Below are 20,309 nucleotides of genomic sequence, written 5' to 3' on the forward strand. Positions count from 1 at the left end.
ATTAAAAACCCAATTAATCGAATTTTTTCATTTTTTTAGTCAATAAAAAATTAAAAAAATTATCATATATACATGTACAAAAAAATTGAATTAAACGATAAAGAATTAGAACAAGCAATTAACTTAGAATTAAAAAGACAAATGGAACATGTCGAATTAATAGCTTCTGAAAATTATGTTTCAGAAGATGTTTTAAAAGCTACTGGAAGTATTTTAACTAATAAATATGCAGAAGGTTTTCCAGGCAAACGCTACTATGGTGGTTGTGAATATGTTGATTTAGTAGAAAATTTGGCAATTGAAAGAGCTAAAAAACTATTTAATGTTGAATACGTTAATGTCCAAGCACATTCAGGTTCAAGTGCAAATGCAGCAGCGCTAGCAGCACTAGCAGCACCTGGTTCAAAAATATTAGGTATGTCTCTTTCATCAGGAGGACATTTAACTCACGGTTATAAAATTAACTTTAGCGGTAAATTTTACTCATCTTTTACTTATGATGTAGATGAAAATGGTTACATTGACTATGAAAAAGTCAGGCAAATCGCACACATTGTTAAGCCTCAAGTGATTATTACTGGTTATTCAGCTTATGCCCGAGAAATTGATTTTGTAAAATTTAAACAAATAGCTGATGAAGTAAAAGCTAAACTTTTTGCAGATATAAGCCACATTGCTGGTTTAGTTGCTGCTAAAGAACATTCTTCACCCGTAGGTATAGCAGATCTAATTATGACCACAACCCATAAAACATTAAGAGGATCAAGAGGAGCTATTTTAATGACTCATGATCCTGAAATTGCTAAAAGTGTAGATAAATGAATTTTTCCAGGTTATCAAGGCGGACCGTTAATGCACTCAATTGCTGGTAAAGCAGTAGCTTTTAAAGAAGCATTAGATCCAAAATTTATTTATTATGCTAAGCAAGTTAAAAAAAATGCTAAAGCAATGGCTGCTAAATTTATGGAATTAGGAGTACCAGTAGTAACAGGTGGTACAGACAATCATTTATTTACAATTAATGTTGATAAAGGCTACGGATTAAGTGGTAAAGAAGCTGAAACTATTTTTGAAAGCATTAATATTACAACAAATAAAAACACAATCCCTTTTGATACTAGAAGTCCTATGGTTACTTCAGGAATTAGAATCGGCAGTCCTGCAATGACTTCAAGAGGATTAAAGGAAAAAGAATTTATTCAATTAGCAACAATTATGGATAAAGCACTTAGAAATCACACAAATGAAAAAATACTAAAAGACTTGAAAATTGAAATTTTAAGCTTAGTAAATAAATTTGAAATACCAAAAAAATATTAGGAAAATTATGAGTTCAGAAAATTTAGAAGAACACAAATACTCAGTAGAACTGTCGTGAGACAGTCAAAATAAAGGAACATTAAATTCGGATTATTCACGCAATTATTCAATTGGAAAAGGCCAAAGAGAAGTTATTTTAGGAAGTAATGGTAAAACATTTGGCGGTCCTGATGTTAAATACGATCCAGAAATGCTACTACTTGCTGGTTTAACTTCATGTTATCATCTTTCATACATTTATCTTTTGAATCGCAATAAAATTGATTTAATTTCATATGAAGACAATTCAACTTTAACTTTAGTAAAAAATAAATTTACATTCGAAATTACTCAAGCTAATTTGTACCCAAAAATAAAAATTGCTTCAGAAAATGATTTAGAAGAAGCTAAAAAATTAATTCCGGTTGCAAAAAAGGTTTGTTTTGTTGGCCAAAGTTTAAAAATTCCTTACTACGTTGAACCTGAAATTACAACTAATTAAAACTAACTAGTTGCAAAAACAATAAGTTAATCTATCATTAAATTTCAAGCTGACATGCTTGATTTTTTAAATAAATAAAATTCAAAAAATCAAAAACACTATTAAAAAACATATTGTTGCATTTGTATAAAATATGGTATACTTATAAGGCATTACGTAAAGACAGTGACAGCTTATGCTTAATACGTCACCGAATGTATGTCGTGCATTTAGAAATAATTTTGTGAGGAGGTGCAAATGAACACTGAATCAAAAAATCGCTTAGAGAAAAAGCAAATTGTAAATGAGATCAAAAATAAAATGGCTGCTGCTCAATCAGTATTCTTAGCAGAATACAGAGGGCTTTCAGTAGCTCAAATGTCTGAATTACGTGATAAAGCAATCGATATGGGAGTTGAATTAAAAGTATTCAAAAACCGTTTAATTAAAATTGCTAAATCAAATAAACATTCAGAACTTGACAAATATTTAACTGGACCAAATATTTTTGTATTTTCAAATGAAAACCCAGTTAACGGGGCTAAATTATTAAAAGAATTTGCTAAAGATAACAAAAATCTTGTTATCAAAGCCGGTATCTATGAAGGTGCTGTTGTAGACCAAAAAGGTGTGTTAGCAGTTGCTGACTTACCTTCATATGAAGAAGCTCTTACAATGCTTGCTTCATCATTACTTGGTCCTCTAAGACAAGTGTCATTATCACTAAAATTAATAGCAGACGAAAACAAATTACCTGCTTAAGATATTAAAACTATAGAAATAGTCGAAAGGAAATTAAATGGCTAAATTAACAAAAGAATCTTTTATTGAATCATTAAAAGAAATGAATATTAAAGAAGTTATGGAACTAGTAGAAGCAATGAAAGAAGAGTTTGGAATCGACCCTTCTGCAGTTGCAGTTGCTGCCGGTCCTGCTGCTGAAGCTTCAGAAGAAAAAACTGAAGTTACTGTTACAATTACCTCAGATGGTGGTAAAAAAGTTGCTGTTATTAAAGCAGTTAAAGAATTACTTGGAATCGGACTTATGGATGCTAAAAAAGCAGTTGAAGCTTTACCATTCAAAGTTAAAGAAGACATCAAACCTGAAGAAGCAGAAGAAATCAAAAAACTTCTTGTTGAAGCTGGTGCTGAAGTTACAATCGATTAATAAAAATTTAATTGACATTGAAAAGACGTTTATGATTCATGAACGTCTTTTTTTATAAAAAAAATGAGCCATTGATAAGCTCACTATTTCCTATTATTCTTTTGGTGTTAATAAACCTAAAAGGATTCTCACAAAATCAATAATGTGTCATATTAGAAATCCAAAAAATAATTTAAGAACTCCTGTTCCTGCTCTACCTAAATAAAATCTATCGATTCCTAAAAAACCTAAAAATAATGATAGTAATATAGCTACAGTTTTACTTTTTCCAGTTCTTTGTCAAACATTTTTCCCTTGTCCCATTTTCTCTCCTTTAATTTTTAAACTAAATAATTATAACAAATTAGATCAGTTTAAGAATTTGATCAACTTTATCAAGTTTTTCTCAAGGTAAATTTTCTTTACCAAAGTGACCAAAAACGCTAGTTAATCGATAATCAAAATTCTTCAAATCAAAATGATCAATAATTCCTTGAACACTTAAGTCAAAAACTTTAGAGACAATTTGACTTATTTTTTCTTTAGAAATTTTTTCAGTTCCAAATGTTTCAACAAAACAGGATATAGGTTTTTTGTGACCAATTACATAAGCAAGTTGTATTTCAATTCTATTAGCTAATTTAGCTGCTACTAAATTTTTAGCTACTCATCTTGCAGCATAAGCAGCAGAGCGATCAACTTTTGTATAATCTTTCCCGCTAAAAGCACCGCCACCATGTCTAGAAGCTCCGCCGTAAGTATCAACGATAATTTTTCTACCTGTTAGACCTGTATCTGCTATTGGCCCTCCTAATGAAAACGGACCTGCACTATTAAGATAAAGTTTATAATCATCATTTAGATTATATTTTTTTATTGTCGGATTTATAACGTGTTCAATAACTTGTTTTTTAAAAAGATCTTTGTCAAAATCTTTTTTGTGTTGTAATGCAAGCACAATATTTTCAACTTTAACAAATTTATTACCATCATATTCTAAAGTTACTTGACTTTTTGTATCAGCCAGTAAATCTTTAACTAATTTTTTAACTCTTGAATTTTCAGCATTTTTTAATAAATCATGAGCAACATTAATTCCTAATGGCATAAAATTTTCAGTTTCATCAGTTGCATAACCAAACATAATTCCTTGATCGCCTGCTGCAGCAATTTTAATATCTGCATCAACTTGATTTTTTATTTCTTGACTTTGGCCGTTGATACTTGAAACAATATTAAAATCATTTTCGTTATATCCTAATTCCAAAATAATTTCTCAAGCAATTTTAATAACATCAACATAACTATTAGTTGTTACTTCGCCACCAATTACTATTAACCTATTAGTTGCAAAAACTTCTACAGCTACTCTGGCTTCAGAATCTTCTTTTAAAATTGCAGTTAAAATTGCATCACTTATTTGGTCACAAATTTTATCTGGATGACCTTTTCCAACACTTTCTGCACTAATAAAATATTTCATAGACACCTCACAAATTCATAAATATGATTATTTTACTATTGGTTTATGCATTTAGTGCTGTTATTAAACAATTATTTTCAAATTGTTTTTATTAAATAAAAAAATTCCTTAATATTTAAAATAATTTATAATCGATATTATGGATTTTTGGTTTTGAGTTAAACAAATTTTAAGAAAATTGCACTTTAACAAGTTAATAAACTATTTACAAAAGCTTAGACAAGGAATTATTCCATCTCGCTACATTTTTTTCATTTACTTATTGATAACACTTATTTTCAGCGGAATATTAATGATTCCGATAATGCAAACAGGAAATGTAAAAGTAAGTTTCATTAATTCATTGTTTATATCAGCTTCTGCTTTTAGTGATACTGGGTTAGTAACTGTTCCTACATATGCAACTTGAAGTATTTTTGGCCAAGCAATTTTAGCAATTTTAATGCTTCTTGGTGGGCTTGGTGTTTTTACAATTAAAATTTTTATTTTCAATTATGTTTTGAAATTAACTAGTGGAGTTAATGAAAGAGAACTTGTTAACACTGAAAGAGGGTCTTCCAATGTTGGTAACGTTGGTGGAGTAATCGTTTCATCCATGTTAGTTATATTTATAATTGTTGTTTTCAGTGGATTCGCTTTTACATTTTATTTTCATTTTGTTGATGCTCGTTCTGTATTTGCAGATAATTTAAGTGCAACAACAAATACATATCGATTTATTAATCCCAAAAATGATTGATCACTATCATTTAGATACGGTTTCTTTCATTCCATAAGTTCGATAAATAATGCAGGATTTGATATCTTTGGTTCAAATTCGCTTGCTCCATATTACAACAATTATGATTTTCAATTTTTTACAATTGTCTTATTTGTTATAGGTGGAATTGGTTATCCTGTAATCTATGATGTTGTAATACATTTAAGAGCAAAATACCGAACCTGATACATGAGAAAAATAAAAGGCAAAACAGATTACAACTTTAGAAAAGTTAAGTGGTCGCTTTTTACAAAATTATCAATCATAACTTATGTATTAGTTGGAATTGTAATGATTTGTCTAACGTTTGCTTTTGAAGTAAGTTCTAGAGACCCTGAATCGCTTTGAAATAATGCAAAATATGGCGATAAATTGGCTAAAAGTATGGCAATAATATTTAATGTAACTGCTACAAGAAGTGCCGGCTATACAACAATTGACTTGGGTAATTTAACAACTCCAACAATTATATTAAGTAGTATTGCCATGCTTATTGGTGCTTCACCTTCATCAACTGGTGGAGGAATTAGAACTACAACATTAGCTGTTGTAATTTTAGCCTTAATAGCAAAAATTACGCACAGTCCTAAAGTAAGAATATTCAAACGAAGTATCTCGCCTGAAACAGTATCTATGTCATATACAGTATTTAGTTTATCTTTGATTTTAGTTACATTAGTTACATTTATTTCAGCAAGTTCACTATCATCTTTTGGAGGTGCAGTAAATTCAATGAACACAGCAGATGCTCAAAGAGTTTATGGCCTGTCGCATTTATTTTTTGAAGTAACTTCTGCTTTTGGTACTACAGGTTTATCTACTGGTATTACCGCTTCATTAAATATACCTTCACAATTATCAATTATTATTGCTATGTTTGTTGGACAGCTTGGTATATCTTCTACAATATTAGCTTGAAAAAGTAAGAGGCGAAAAGAATATTCCTATGAATATATTGAAGAAGGAATTTCAATTGGTTAATAAAACAATTTAATTTGGTTTAAACCAGTTTTTTTTGATTTTAAAATTACACCTTTTTTAATATTTTCATTCATTTAAACTTTGACATAAATGAATGAAATACAAACAAAATTAAACAATTTTCCGAAACTAAAAATGGTTAATTTAGGTGCTATACAATTTGCAAAAAAAGATGTAAAAATAAATTTTTATTTTTTTCGAAAATTATTTTTAGTGAATTTGATAAATTACTCCATGACAAAATTTTAAAGGAGTAAAAAATGAAGAAAATTAAATTATTTACTATTTCCACAATCATGACTATTGCCCCAGTTGGTATTGCAATTAGCTGCAGTCAAGGTTCAGAAGAAACAACAAAAAAGGAAACTAAAGTAGTTTCTAACCCGGTACTAGATAATGAAATTCTTAATTTAACCAATAATGCTTTTTCATATAAAAGCGTAGATGAAAATTTAACAATGGCAAGCGAATTTGTTTCAAACAAAAGTTTTCCACAAATTATCAAGGAAACCATTTCCAACAATAATTATGAAATTAGCAACAATCTGAAATATACAGTAGTTAGTGATAGTATTATTTCTAATGATGATGATGGAATTGTTCAATTTAAATTAAAAGTTGAAACGAACGATAACATATCAAAAGAAGTGGAGATAAAAATATCTGGTTTTGCTACTTCTCAAAAAATTGAAATTGATAATTTAAAAAAACAAGCATTCCAAGAATTGAATGATGCTAAACATGCTATAGACAATGAAATATTTCAAATAGATAAAAAAGAATATCCAAATAAACTTGCTTCAAATGAAATAATTTTTTCAAATTTGAATGAAATTAACAACATTTTAAAAAGTGAATCTAGAATAGTTCTAAATCCTAATTTAACTTATCAAATAGTTGCCAATTCCCAAAAATTTGATGACACTCTAGGAACTATTACATTGCAAGTTGAAATAAAAACAAAATATGATGATTCTATTACTAGTTCACTAAAAATTGAAAACTATGAAACTAAAGCAAAATTAAACGAAAAAAATAGTGAATTACAAAAGCAAGAACTACAAAAATTAGCCGTTAAAGAATTGGAAGATTTTAAAAATCATCTTGAACGTTCAACATTTTGAATTGATAAAGAGCAATATCCAAACAAGCTCGCTTCAAACGAAATAATTTTTTCAAATTTAAGTGAAATTAATGATATTTTAAAAAACGATTCTAGAATAGTTCTAAATCCAAATTTAACTTATCAAATAGTTACCAATTCCCAAAAATTTGATGATGCATTAGGAACTATTACATTGCAAGTTGAAATTAAAACAAAATATGATGACTCTATTACTAGTTCATTATCAATTGGAAATTACGAAACTAATGCAAAATTAAATGAAAAAAATAATGAATTACAAAAACAGGAATTACATAAATTAGCTGCTAAAGAATTGAATGATTTTAAAAATAATCTTGAACGTTCAAAATTTGGAATCGATAATGAAAAATACCCAAACAAACTTGCTTCAAGCGAAATAGTTTTTTCAAATATAAGTGAAATTAATAACATTTTAAAAAGTGACTCTAGAATAATCCTAAATCCTAATTTAACTTATCAAATAGTTGCTAATTCCCAGAAATTTGATGATGCTTTAGGAACTATTACATTGCAAGTTAAAATAAAAACAAAATATGATGATTCAATCACTAGTTCATTAACAATAAATAATTACGAAACTGAAGCAGAATTAAAAGAACGTAATCAACAGATCGAACTTGATAAACACAAAAAAATAGCAGCGCAAGAATTAGCTAATTTTAAAAATAGTATTAAAGATAAAATCTTTCAAATTGATAAATTAAGATATCCACATAAACTTGCTTCAAGCGAAACTATTTTTTCAAATCTAGATGAAGTAAATCAAATTTTAAAAAATGATTTACAAATATTAATTAATCCTAAATTAATATATCAAATTGTTAAAAACTCACAAAATTCAGATGACAAAGTTGGAACCATAACATTGCGAGTTGAAGTAAAAACAAAATACAATGATTCAACTACAATTAATTTATTAATTAGTAATTATGAAACTGAAGAGCAATTTAAAGAGCGAAGTAAAACATTAAATACAGTTAAATATTTAGCAATTGGTGATTCTATTTCTGCTGGATTTAATGCTGAATACAATAATGATATCGCAGGAGAATTTAAAGACAATTCAGTTCAAGGATTAAGTTATCCAGCGTTTTTAGCAAGTTTAATTAAGTCTTATGATGAATCAAAGCTAAATTCGTTTGATAATTTTGGATTGTCTGGTTCTACTATAAAAGATTGATTATATTTATTGCAAGCAAAGGGTCACGAAAATTCTTCTGATGCTTCAAAAGGCTTATTTAAATTTGTGCAAAACTTAAATATAAATGATGGACCATTTGGGCAAAGAATCGAAGATCAATACGGTGATTTTTCACCTAACAATTTAATTAAAATAAACAACAAAATAAAAGAGGCTAATCTATTAACAATTAGCCTTGGTGCAAATGATTTTATTGATATTCTTAAATCGCTAATTCCATTATTTTTAACTGGAGAGAATTTAGATATTGTTAGTTTATACACAACTTTAACTAGTTCGTTAGAACTGTTGAGAAATAATTATAAAAATTTACTAAAAAGAATATTTGAAATTAATTCTGACATACACATTAGATTAATAACTTATCCTATGCCATTATTAAGAATAACTAAAATGGTAGATCAATACTTTGAATCACAAATTCCAGACTTTAGTAACTTTGTTTTAGAAATGTTAAATAGTACTATTGAAGATGTAGGCACATCAATGGGTAATGAAAAACTGTGAACTATTTCAGTTTATGACCAGCAAAGATGAATGCAAAATGCACAAAAATTTGCACCTTCATTTTTTGATATTCATCCGGGATCTCTAGGTTATCAAGATATGGCTAGAACAATCTTTAATAATCTTTTTGTTACAGAAAATAATGCAAAATTATCACTTTACTCAAATTCAAACGATTTATCATTTACTGATAAACAAGTTAAAGAATTTGAAAAAATGGAACAACAATTTGTTAGTTTTAAAAACGACAATTTAGATACTTTAATCAATTCATATATTAGTGGTAACCCTGAAATCATAGGCTATGTATTTAACTCATTAGAAAGTACAATTAATAATCCATTATTAAGTGAAATATTACAGTTTTTAAAAACAAACAATAGACTAGATAAATTTATAAAAGGTTTAGTAAATAGTAAAATAATTAATCAATTTGTTAGCTATATAAATAATTCTGTAAATACAACTGATTTTGACAAAGATGGTAATCCGGGAACAAATCAAATATCAATTGAAAACATAAAAGAAGCACTTAAAACTTACTTAAGTGATGAAAAGCAATTAATTGGTATTATTAAAAATTTAATTAAAACCCATTTCTTTGAAAATCAAGATGAAACACAAAGTTTTTTAAATTTAATTTTGAAAGCCGGATTAGAATTTGCAAGCGGAAATGAAACAATAATTACTTACATTAATGATTTTATAAATTCAAAATTTAAAATGGAAAATGTTAATTTTAGTGCAGAAATAAAGCAAGTTATGAAATTGAAATCATTCTCTAATTTAATGAATTCTTTTGCACAAAAATTGTTTACTAGTCCAAACATATTAGAAAATGCAAATTCATTTTCGGATTTATTTAAATCAATAATCACAAACGAAGATATAAAAGAAAAATTAATTGAAGCATTGCCTGATGTTCTCAATATTGTTGTTGAAAACAAACAAATGAAACAATTTATTTTTGATACTGTTAAAAAACAATTTAATTTATTAGATTTTAACGAAAACGAAAAAGAAGAATTTGTAAATAGTTTAGTAAATGCTTTTAAAGCTATTTCCAAAAGTAGCCTATTTTCAAATGTAGCAAAAAAATTAATAGATCAATTTATAGCTAATGGTTCAATTGATATGTCTATATTGTCTTCAATGTTTAGTTCATTTTTTGGGACAGAACACTTAAATGAGTTAGTAACATTAATAAAAACTGAAAACACTTTTTCTATTACTGATTTTGCAAACATAATAAATTATGTTTTTGAAAAATCTTCAACGGATGGATATATTTATAATGAATTAAAATCACCGGGAACATCCGGCGCTTCAAATTTTGATTATAATTCTTTAAGAGAATCTATCATTACAATAACCGGTCTTTTAACTAGTGCTTTTGTTAAAAAAGATAATGTTAAACCAAACGATGAAAAACATATGAAAGCATTTTATAGATTAAGAACAATAATTCAAATCTATTCAGTCCATTATATTGGAGCAACTGTGGCTTGATACGTCGCTTTCGCGATAATAGATGGTTGATTTAAAAATGAAAACTTGGAATCACAAAAAAATCTTTATAATCAAGTAATTGGAAATGGCTATTCAAAATTATGGGGCACAACTTCAATTGCTTATGCTGTCTATTATTTTAATGATAAAAGTTATGCAGGTTACCAAAAAGATGTAATCGATAGTTTAAAAAATGGTAAAACTGTTAATGGAAAATACACAAAAGAATTATCTAAATAAATCTCCAGATCTTGTGTCTGGTTTTTTATTTAATTTTTGTAAACTAGATTTCAAAAAATAAAATTAGCCAAAACTTAGTTCGTGTAACTTATTTATAATTTCTCTTCTTTCTACTTTTTTAATTAAAAATAAATTTAAGTAAGGCAATGTTAAAAACAAAAATAAAAAGAATAAATAAAATGATAATTGAACAATGTTGTTTGGATTGTAATATCCAGGATTTGAAAAAAATCCTTCTCAAGGGTTAGACGCAAAACTATTAATTATCCCATCATAAAAATACTTATATAACAAACCAAATTCAATTACCATAATTAATAAAATTGCTATGATGGTTACAAAGATATAAATTCAATATTTTTTCGTCACCTTTTTAATATCGACTGGTTTAAGTTTCCCTCATATTTTTTGATACAAATAAAAAATCATTATTAATGCATAAATATTAAAAAAGAAGACAGTTGGTCAATTGCTTGCACCATCAACAAAATCATCAGTTTTATAAATTAACGAAGGAACAAAAACGAAGAATGATCAAAAAATATTTACCAAAAATATCAATATAACAGCTCTAGTTTTCCTTGCAAAATCCGCATTTTTATGGTTTGATAAAATCCTCTTTTTTAAATATGATGAGCCAAATATTAAGCCAACATCTACAGCATTATCAAAATCGTTTAATGTGAAGGCACAATTACCGTTTATCAAACCTATAGTTGAAATAAATATAAAAAAGTATGTAAATGGGGCAACTCATGAAGAAGAATTAGATAGTGAAGCTTTAATTAAATTTTCTACACTACCAGTATTATGCAAAATTGATGCTATAGCAATTAATGTATAAAATATTGCTACTATTGTAATTCCGCTCATAATTACTAATGGTAATTGTTTACCATTATTTTTCATCTTCTTGCGCATTGTTCCAATTGAAACAAAACCATCGTATGCAAATAATACTCCGGGTGAAGCAAGTATTACTTTATCTAGACTAAAACCAGGGTTTGTTTCAAAAGCATTTGATGCAGTTGGAACTGCATTTGTATCGTTATTATTAAAAAACACTATTCCAACAACAATAGCAATTATTAGTGGAATAATTTTTAAAGCAACAGTAATTATGGAAGTGTAATTGGCAATCATTGGACTTAAATAACTTATAAAAATGTAAAACCAAGAAATGATAAAACCAAAAATAATATGATGATAAATTTGTATTCAACTTATATCTACTCCTAATAGTGAAATAAAAGTTCAAAATACTTCACTTGCAAAAACGCCTAAAACTGTAGTTCAAATTCCTCAATAAAAAAATGACCAATTGAAGCCAACAAAATAACCGAATTTTTTATTTCCTAGTTGCTGAGCTCATGATGTAATTCCAGTTATTTTACCCACTTTTAATTTTGAAATATCACTAAAACTTATTGCTCCAAATAAAGATACTAATCCTCCAAGAATTCATGCAGATAATCAAGATATTGATTGACCATCAACGGCATTAGATATTCCGCCATTTTTAAAAAATACACCAATTCCAATAAATGAACCAATTACAAAAGTTAAAGCAACTATAAAACCAAATTTCCTTGCTTTTTTATTTTCAATATCCACCATAACTCCTTATTTTTTTATCAAATTATACTTATCAAAATTAATACTTTGGATTTTGATTTTAAATTTTGTTACTCCGGTTTTTGTTTACTCTTTCAACGTAAGCGTTTATAATTAATCAAAAAGAGGTAACATGAAAAAAATTGAAATTGAAGAATTTTTTAAAACCAGTGACTATTATTCTTATTCGCTTAATCCATCTGCAACTAAATTAGCATATCTAAAAAAAATAAATAAACGTGGGAATTTATTTGTTAAAGATCTAAAAAATAATGAAGAAATTCAACTTACAAACTATAAAGACAGATCAATCAGCACATATTCATGATTAGACAATGAAACATTATTTTTTCTAAAAGATAATGGTGGTGATGAAAATCACCATTTATTTACTGTTGATATAAACAAGAAAAATATCACAGATTTAACCCCGTGAGATGGAGTGAAAGTTGCTGGTGTAAGTGCATTTAAAGAAGAAGTTTTTTATGAAAATAAAAAAGAATTTGAAAATGTAATTGAAGTGATGCATAACAAGCGCAACAAAACATACTTTGATACTTATAGATATAATGTAAAAACAAAAGAGTGAACAATGATTATTCAAAATGATGAAAATATTGTTGATGTTTTAGAAAATAGTAATTACGAAATTTTATATCGATCTATTGGTGTTTCTGGTGGCACAAGTATACAGAAAAAAGTTGGTTCTGATTTTAAAGAAATAAAATTTGTTAGTTCAAAAGATTCTTTAAGCCTTGAACATATTTACGAAGATGAAAATAAAATTTTGGCTTTATCAAATATAGGTAGAGACAAAATAGCTTTAGTTAAATATGATTTAGATTTAAATGAAAATAGTGCTCAATTAATCTATCAAGATGATTTAGTTGATATTGATGATGTAATTTTAGAAAGAAGAAAAAATTACAAATTAATTGCCGTCACAATGGACAAAGAATATTTGGAAATTAAATGATTTGATGATGAAAAAAAACAAGAATATGAAGAAGTCAAATCAAAAATAATTTCTGAATTTGGACTAACTCAAAACAGTTATGTTTTTAAAATCAGTACAGATATTAGTAGAGATTTCAGCATATATAGCGCACTTTCAGATAACATGCTTGTTCAGTATTTTTATTTTAATAAACTAAACAATGAAATAACCCGCCTTAATTACAAACAAACTAATTTAAATCCGGAAAATTTAGTTGAGATGAAACCTATTTCATTTATTGCTAGAGATGGTTTAAAAATTCATGGTTATTTGACAATGCCGAAAAACCAAACAAAAAACGTTCCTTTTATTATTAATGTTCACGGCGGTCCATGAGTTAGAGACAGTTGAGGTTATGATCCAGAAGTTCAATTTTTTGCAAATAGAGGCTATGGTGTTTTACAAATAAATTATCGAATTTCAACAGGGTACGGAAAAGAATTTTTCACTAAGGGTTGAAAACAATGAGGTCTATCAATGCAAGATGATGTTACTGATGCAACTTTTTGAGCAATAGAAAATGGTTATGCTAAAAAAGATGCTATTGCTATTTATGGAGGCTCATATGGTGGTTATGCTGCTTTAATGGGTATTGTTAAAGAGCCTGATTTATATGCAGCTAGTGTTGATATTGTTGGTGTAAGTGATTTATTCGCATTGTGAGATTCATTTCCTCCTTATTGACAAACTCCAGGTAATATTTTTGAAGAAGCACTAGGTAATCCACACGAAAATGTTGAATATGCTAAAAGTGTCTCACCTGTTTACCATGTAGATAAAATCAAAACTCCATTAATGATTGTTCAAGGTGCAAATGATCCAAGAGTTCCGCAAGAACAATCTGAATTAATTATTGATGCTCTTAAAAAAAGAAATGTTGCTGTTGAATATTTACTTAAAAATGATGAAGGTCATGGTTTCAGAAATGAAGAAAATAGATTTGAAATGTATGCTAAAGTTGAAAAATTTCTAGATAAGCATTTAAAATAGGTTTTTTATATGAAAAAAATTTTATTAACTCCAGGTCCAACTAATATAGAACCTGAAATTCTTCAATGCATTTCTGAGGATTTAATTCATCATAGATTTTCAGAATATAAAAATATAGTTATTGAAAATGAAAAGATGCTAAATTCAATCTTTGGTAATGAAGACGGAAGATCTGTTATTTACACTTCAAGCGGTAGTGGTGCATTAGAAGCTATTGTTGAAAATTTTATTTTAAAAGATGAAAAAACACTAGTGATAAGTGTTGGATTTTTTGGACAGCTTTTTCAAAATATTTTAAAAGCGTATAATCGTGAATTTGAAGCAATAGAATATGAATGAGAAATGCCTGCTAACTTAGTAGAAATAGATAATTTTCTTAAAAATAATAAAGAGATTAAAAACATTTATGCAACATTTAGTGAAACCTCAACCGGGATTTTAAATGACATCGAATCGATTGGTAATATAGCAAAAAAATACAATTGTTTATTTTTTATTGATGCAGTTAGCGGCGCTATTTATAACCCGTTACATATGTCTAAGTTTAATGTTGATGTTTTAGTTTCTGCAAGTCAAAAAGGATTCAGACTTCCACCTGGTATAAGTTTTTTATCATTTAGTGAAAGGGCTTTTCATAAAAGATTAGAAAATAAAAATGCAGGATATTATTTTGATATTTTAAGACACTTTGAATTAAGCCAAGGCGATACAAATTCTAATTATTTAGAAATAATAAATAAAAAAGCAGATGCATATATTCCGGCTACTAGCGCAATTCCTTTAGTAAGATGTTTAAATATGGTATTAAAGTCTTTAATTGAAAAAGGTATAAGCCAGTTTTGAAAAGAACAATCGCAAAGATATGATTATTTTTTTAAAAAAATAATTAATTTAGGATTTGAAAAAATCGTTCAAAATCCAAAGTATGAATCAAAAACTTTACTAGTATTAAAAAATGACAACATTGACATAAATTTATTTATTCAAAAAATGATTGATAATAATATTTATATTGCTCCAGGACTTGGTCGCTTAGCTGGAATTGCAATAAGATTAGGATTATTATATCCTTTCACAAATGAGCAAATTGACTCATTTGTGAAAGTAATGGAAAATGTAATAAATCAAATAAAAGAAGGTAAATAATGAACAATATTAAAGGCACTATCAATAAAAAAGTTGCCGTACTAAATTTTTCAAATACATATTGTAAAACAAGAGCAGAAGTATTAGATAGTGAAATTTTTCACAAATTTTTGTCAAACTTTATTGACCGTGAAAAGAGAAAAAATACTGAACTATTTCAATTTATTTCAAGGGATTTGCCTGAAGATAAAATCGTAGTTGAAATAGCAAGATTATTCAAGTTGCTAACCGTTTTAAGAATAGATGAAATTAAAGATCAGCATCCAATTTTTTATAAAAAAGTTAACGATAAAAAAATCTTTATTTCTTTTATTGAAAGACTTTACAACGCTTGACGAAAACTTGAAAGATATTCAATTATTTATGGCAAAAATATGGATGCTGCATTAGAAACTCAATTTTTCATAAATGCTAATACTAGTTTTGCAAATTTAATTTTGAGACTTTATAGAACAGTTGAAAAAAATGTTTTAGGAAAAGAAAATGTTGTCTTTAGACAGCTAGTTTCAGGAGTAAATTTAGGTTTAGTAACAACTACTCCAAATTATAATTTACCTAAAGAATATAGTTATTTAAAAAATATTGCAATTGTTCAAAATGTAGTTTTAAATCCTCCGTTTATTACATATCAAAAAAGAAATAAAAGATCAGGAATATTTCAAGAAACTAAAGAAAATCCTATCTTAAATTTAAATTTAAACGAAGAAGAATGAGTATCAATGCCTTTAAAAGTTGGTGATTATTTAGCTTTAGTTTATTTCCATGTAAATTACATGGCATTAGGAACATCACTAATTAATTTATTTGAAATGCCATCTCAAGATGAAATAGAAAATACAACACCTGATTTAATTTATGTTTTTGGAAATCCAGAAAATAAAGAGAAAAAAGATATTAAATATTTCAAAGATCTAACTAACGATATTTATATTGGTTATTCAAATAGTAATGACGATATTGATTATTTTGGTTATATGAAAAAAATGCTTTTAACTCTTCATAACCTTAAAAAACTTGCCAAAAATCAACTTCCAGTTCATGGTGCAATGGCAACTCTAACGTTTATCAATGATGTTAAAATCAATGTTGTAATAATTGGTGATTCAGGTGCTGGTAAAAGTGAGACGCTTGAAGCATTTCGCGTAGTTGCCGGAGATTATTTAAAAGATATGGTAACAATTTTTGATGACATGGGAACTTTAGTTATTGAAGACAATAAATTAGTTGGTTACGGTACAGAAATAGGTGCTTTTGTTAGAATAGATGATTTATCAAACGGTTATCCATATCAACAAATTGATAGATCTATATTTATGAATCCACATGAAGAAGTAAATGCCAGAATGGTTATTCCGATTTCAACTTATCAAGACATTATGGTTGGTACAAAAGTTGATTATGTTTTTCAAGCAAATAATTATGAAGATAAAGAAGGCTTTAGATTAATTACTGATATAAATGAAGCAATTGAAATATTTAGAAACGGTTATAGAATGGCAAAAGGAACAACAAATGAAACTGGAGTTGTTAGTTCATTTTTTTCAAACCCATTTGGACCGCTTCAAGAAAAAGAATTGACCGAAAAGCTTTTAAATAAATTTTTTAAATTTATGTACGAAAATAAAATTGAAGTTGGTGAACTACGAACTAAATTAGGAATAAAAGGACAAGAAAAAAGTGGTCCAGAAGCGGCTGCTAGAAAATTGTTTGATTATTTAATGAAAGGAAATAATGCGTAATTTTAGTGAACAGGAATTAGTTAGGCGAGAAAAAATCGCTAAACTCGCAGAAATAAATGTAAATGCATTTGTTAATTTTGATAATAAAAAATTATCACATAGAGCAAAAGGTTTAATTGATGAATTTAATAAATTTTCTAAAGATGAACTAGTAGAAAAAAAAGTGGAAGTTTCAGTTGCCGGTAGAATTATGTTCATGCGTGAGCCATTTTTTGTAATTCAAGACAAAGAAGAACAAATTCAAATTTATTTTAATAAAAAACAATTACCAGAATATGTACAGTTATTTTCTCTTTTAGATATCGGAGATATTGTTTATGTTGAAGGTACATTGATGAAAACAAATCATGGTGAATTAACTGTAAGAACTGATAAATTATCACTTCTTACTAAATCATTAATTCCTTTACCTGAAAAACATGCTGGATTAAAAGATGTTGAAGAAAGATATAGAAAAAGACACTTAGATTTAATAGTAAATAGCGAAGTAAGAAATACATTTAGAACTCGTTCACTTATATTAAAAGAAATTAGAAATTATTTTGATAGTTTAGAATTTATGGAAGTTGAAACTCCGATACTTCATGCTGTTCTTGGAGGAGCAAACGCTAAGCCATTTTTAACTCACCATAATGCTTTAGACCAAAGATTTAATTTAAGGATTGCCACCGAATTACCACTTAAACAATTAATTGTAGGTGGATTTGATCGTGTATATGAAATCGGTAGAATTTTTAGAAATGAAGGAATTGACACAACTCATAATCCTGAATTTACATCAATTGAATTTTATAAAGCATATTCAAATATGGAAGACATTTTACAAGTAACTGAAAATCTATTTCACTACTTAGCTAAAAAGCTTAATAAAGAAACCATTGATTATCAAGGACAAAAAATTGATTTATTGTCTCCATTTAAAAGAATAAACATGGTTGATGCTGTTAGTGAAGCAACTAAAGTTGATTTTAGAAATATTACAAAAAACGAAGCAATTGAAGTAGCTAAAAAATATCATGTTAAAGTAGAAAAATTTCATGAAGTAGGTCACATCATTTCGGAATTATTTGAAGAATTAATTGAAGATAGTTTAATTCAACCTACTTTTGTTTATGGACATCCAATTGAGATTTCTCCTCTTGCAAATAAATCAACAGATCCTAGATTTACTGATAGAGCAGAATTATTTATAAATAAAAAAGAATATGCTAATTTATTTACCGAATTATCAGATCCAATTGATCAGCTTGAACGATTTAAAGCTCAAGTAGCTGAAAAAGATTTAGGAAATGATGAAGCTGTAGAAATTGATTATACTTTTATTAATGCATTAGAATATGGAATGCCACCTTCAGGTGGAAGCGGAATTGGAATCGATAGATTAATAATGCTTTTTACAAATCAAGATTCAATTCGAGAAGTATTATTATTTCCTACATTAAAAAGCGAAAAATAATTAATTGGAACTAAAAATCTTATTTTTTATTAAAAAAATTAGTTTGAAATAGCCACAAACAATTATATTAAAACTATTAATTTATCAGCGCTATTTCCTAATTATTAATTTAAAATCCAATTATTTTGTAAAATAAAAGTACTAAATAATTTTTAAATAGAATGGAGACAATTATGTCAATAATTATAGATGTTAGAGCTTTAGAAGTTCTTGATTCACGTGGTAATCCAACGGTTCAGGTAGAAGTTTTTACCGAAGCTGGTGGATATGGAAAAGCATTGGTACCTTCAGGAGCATCAACAGGATCTAGAGAAGCTTTAGAACTAAGAGATGGTGCAATTGCTATGTATAAAAAAGAGTGATTCGGTGGAAAAGGTGTTGCTCAAGCAATCGATAATATCAATGATGAAATTGCCGATGAACTAATTGGTTTAGAAGTAACTGACCAACGCTTAATTGATTTACTAATGATTGATTTAGATAGCACAGAAAACAAAAGCAAATTAGGAGCTAATGCTATTTTAGGAGTTTCACTAGCTGTTGCACATGCTGCTGCTGATGAATTAAATATGCCATTATATAGATATATTGGTGGAGTTAATGCTCATAAATTACCATTACCAATGTTGAACGTAATTAATGGTGGAGAGCACGCTTCAAATACTATTGATTTTCAAGAATTTATGATTATGCCTGTTGGAGCAAAATCATTTACAGAAGCAATTAAAATGGCAAACTATGTATTTCATACTTTAGCAAAATTACTAAAATCAAAAGGACATGGAACTCAAGTTGGTGATGAAGGTGGATTTGCACCTAATCTAAAAAGCCATGAAGAAGTTTTAGATTTATTAGTTGAAGCAATTAAAATGGCAGGATTTAAACCTGCTAAATCAGGTGCTAAAGCAATTGCGATTGCACTAGATTGTGCTTCAAGTGAACTTTACAACTCTAAAACCAAAAAATATACATTTGGTAAATTAAAAGAAGCAAAAGAAAAAGGTCTTCCTGGATTTGAAAATGTTGATTCAAAACTAGAATTTACTTCAGATGAATTAGTTACATATTTAGGTTCATTAGCAGATAAATACCCAATCATTTCAATTGAAGATGGTTTTGCTGAAGGTGATTGAGAAGGATTTAAAAAATTCACAAAAATTCATGGTGATAAATTACAAATCGTTGGTGATGATTTAACAGTTACTAACCCAGCTATTTTATCTCGTGCTATTGAAGAAAAAGCTATGAACTCAATTCTAATTAAGTTAAATCAAATTGGTACATTGACAGAAACACTTGAAACAATTGAAATGGCACATAAAGCTGGATTTACAGCAGTTGTTTCACATAGATCTGGTGAAACTGAAGATACAACTATTGCTGATCTTGCTGTTGCTTTAAATACTGGACAAATTAAAACAGGTTCACTTTCAAGAACAGATAGAGTAGCAAAATACAACAGATTATTAAATATTGAAGATGAATTATTTAACCAAGCAGAATTTGCTGGCGAAAAAGCATTTTTCAACATTAAAAAATAAATAATATTTTATAAAGCGACCTTTGGTCGTTTTTTTTAATTCTTGAAATTTAGAAATTAAAAAAATGTAAA

Annotated in this window: 14 protein-coding genes; 11 read left to right on the forward strand and 3 right to left on the reverse strand. The window is 27.5% G+C overall.

Features of this window, described 5'->3' with window-relative positions; translation table 4 throughout:
• Positions 1 to 72: 72 nt before the first annotated feature.
• The 4 genes from glyA to rplL all read left to right on the forward strand — a co-directional run bounded on the left by glyA (position 73) and on the right by rplL (position 2,948).
• Positions 73 to 1,320, forward strand: a complete 1,248-nt coding sequence (gene glyA, locus CG473_RS01160) for a serine hydroxymethyltransferase (RefSeq protein WP_094254480.1) — start codon at positions 73 to 75, stop codon at positions 1,318 to 1,320.
• Between the two features lie 7 nt (positions 1,321 to 1,327).
• Positions 1,328 to 1,801, forward strand: coding sequence for an OsmC family protein (locus CG473_RS01165; protein ID WP_094254481.1), 474 nt, complete (start codon positions 1,328 to 1,330; stop codon positions 1,799 to 1,801).
• A 237-nt stretch (positions 1,802 to 2,038) separates the two neighbouring features.
• On the forward strand, positions 2,039 to 2,542 hold the full coding sequence (gene rplJ / locus CG473_RS01170) for a 50S ribosomal protein L10 (RefSeq protein ID WP_094254482.1): 504 nt from the start codon (positions 2,039 to 2,041) through the stop codon (positions 2,540 to 2,542).
• 37 nt (positions 2,543 to 2,579) lie between these two features.
• Positions 2,580 to 2,948, forward strand: coding sequence for a 50S ribosomal protein L7/L12 (rplL, locus tag CG473_RS01175; protein ID WP_094254483.1), 369 nt, complete (start codon positions 2,580 to 2,582; stop codon positions 2,946 to 2,948).
• A 93-nt stretch (positions 2,949 to 3,041) separates the two neighbouring features.
• Here the strand turns inward: rplL and CG473_RS01180 are convergent, their stop codons facing one another.
• The gene (locus CG473_RS01180; protein WP_094254484.1) at positions 3,042 to 3,251 is read right to left on the reverse strand and encodes an NINE protein; all 210 of its coding nucleotides are present in this window, start codon (positions 3,249 to 3,251) and stop codon (positions 3,042 to 3,044) included.
• 40 nt (positions 3,252 to 3,291) lie between these two features.
• A complete protein-coding gene (metK, locus tag CG473_RS01185) occupies positions 3,292 to 4,410 on the reverse strand; it encodes a methionine adenosyltransferase (RefSeq protein ID WP_094254485.1) in 1,119 nt (372 codons plus the stop codon).
• 292 nt (positions 4,411 to 4,702) lie between these two features.
• Here metK and CG473_RS01190 point away from each other — a divergent pair, with 292 nt between their 5' ends.
• Positions 4,703 to 6,151, forward strand: coding sequence for a TrkH family potassium uptake protein (locus CG473_RS01190; protein ID WP_166623173.1), 1,449 nt, complete (start codon positions 4,703 to 4,705; stop codon positions 6,149 to 6,151).
• 260 nt (positions 6,152 to 6,411) lie between these two features.
• Entirely contained in the window at positions 6,412 to 10,755 is a 4,344-nt protein-coding gene (locus CG473_RS01195; RefSeq protein ID WP_094254487.1) for an SGNH/GDSL hydrolase family protein, read from the forward strand.
• 63 nt (positions 10,756 to 10,818) lie between these two features.
• Here the strand turns inward: CG473_RS01195 and CG473_RS01200 are convergent, their stop codons facing one another.
• The gene (locus tag CG473_RS01200; protein ID WP_094254488.1) at positions 10,819 to 12,372 is read right to left on the reverse strand and encodes an APC family permease; all 1,554 of its coding nucleotides are present in this window, start codon (positions 12,370 to 12,372) and stop codon (positions 10,819 to 10,821) included.
• Positions 12,373 to 12,502: 130 nt separating this feature from the next.
• On the opposite strand from CG473_RS01200, the gene CG473_RS01205 reads away from it, so the two are divergent.
• The 5 genes from CG473_RS01205 to eno all read left to right on the forward strand — a co-directional run bounded on the left by CG473_RS01205 (position 12,503) and on the right by eno (position 20,238).
• Positions 12,503 to 14,356: a S9 family peptidase gene (locus CG473_RS01205; protein WP_094254489.1), complete on the forward strand. Its 1,854-nt coding sequence runs from the start codon at positions 12,503 to 12,505 to the stop codon at positions 14,354 to 14,356.
• Positions 14,357 to 14,365: 9 nt separating this feature from the next.
• On the forward strand, positions 14,366 to 15,502 hold the full coding sequence (locus CG473_RS01210; protein WP_094254490.1) for a pyridoxal-phosphate-dependent aminotransferase family protein: 1,137 nt from the start codon (positions 14,366 to 14,368) through the stop codon (positions 15,500 to 15,502).
• A complete protein-coding gene (locus CG473_RS01215; protein WP_094254491.1) occupies positions 15,502 to 17,241 on the forward strand; it encodes a phosphoenolpyruvate carboxykinase (ATP) in 1,740 nt (579 codons plus the stop codon). The genes CG473_RS01210 and CG473_RS01215 overlap by 1 nt, the downstream gene beginning before the upstream one ends.
• On the forward strand, positions 17,234 to 18,697 hold the full coding sequence (gene lysS, locus CG473_RS01220) for a lysine--tRNA ligase (protein WP_094254492.1): 1,464 nt from the start codon (positions 17,234 to 17,236) through the stop codon (positions 18,695 to 18,697). The genes CG473_RS01215 and lysS overlap by 8 nt, the downstream gene beginning before the upstream one ends.
• Before the next feature lie 173 nt (positions 18,698 to 18,870).
• A complete protein-coding gene (gene eno / locus CG473_RS01225; RefSeq protein WP_094254493.1) occupies positions 18,871 to 20,238 on the forward strand; it encodes a phosphopyruvate hydratase in 1,368 nt (455 codons plus the stop codon).
• The last annotated feature ends 71 nt before the right edge of the window (positions 20,239 to 20,309 follow it).

The organism is Mycoplasma testudineum, from assembly GCF_002245785.1.
Classification (GTDB): domain Bacteria; phylum Bacillota_I; class Bacilli_A; order Mycoplasmatales; family Metamycoplasmataceae; genus Mycoplasmopsis_B; species Mycoplasmopsis_B testudinea.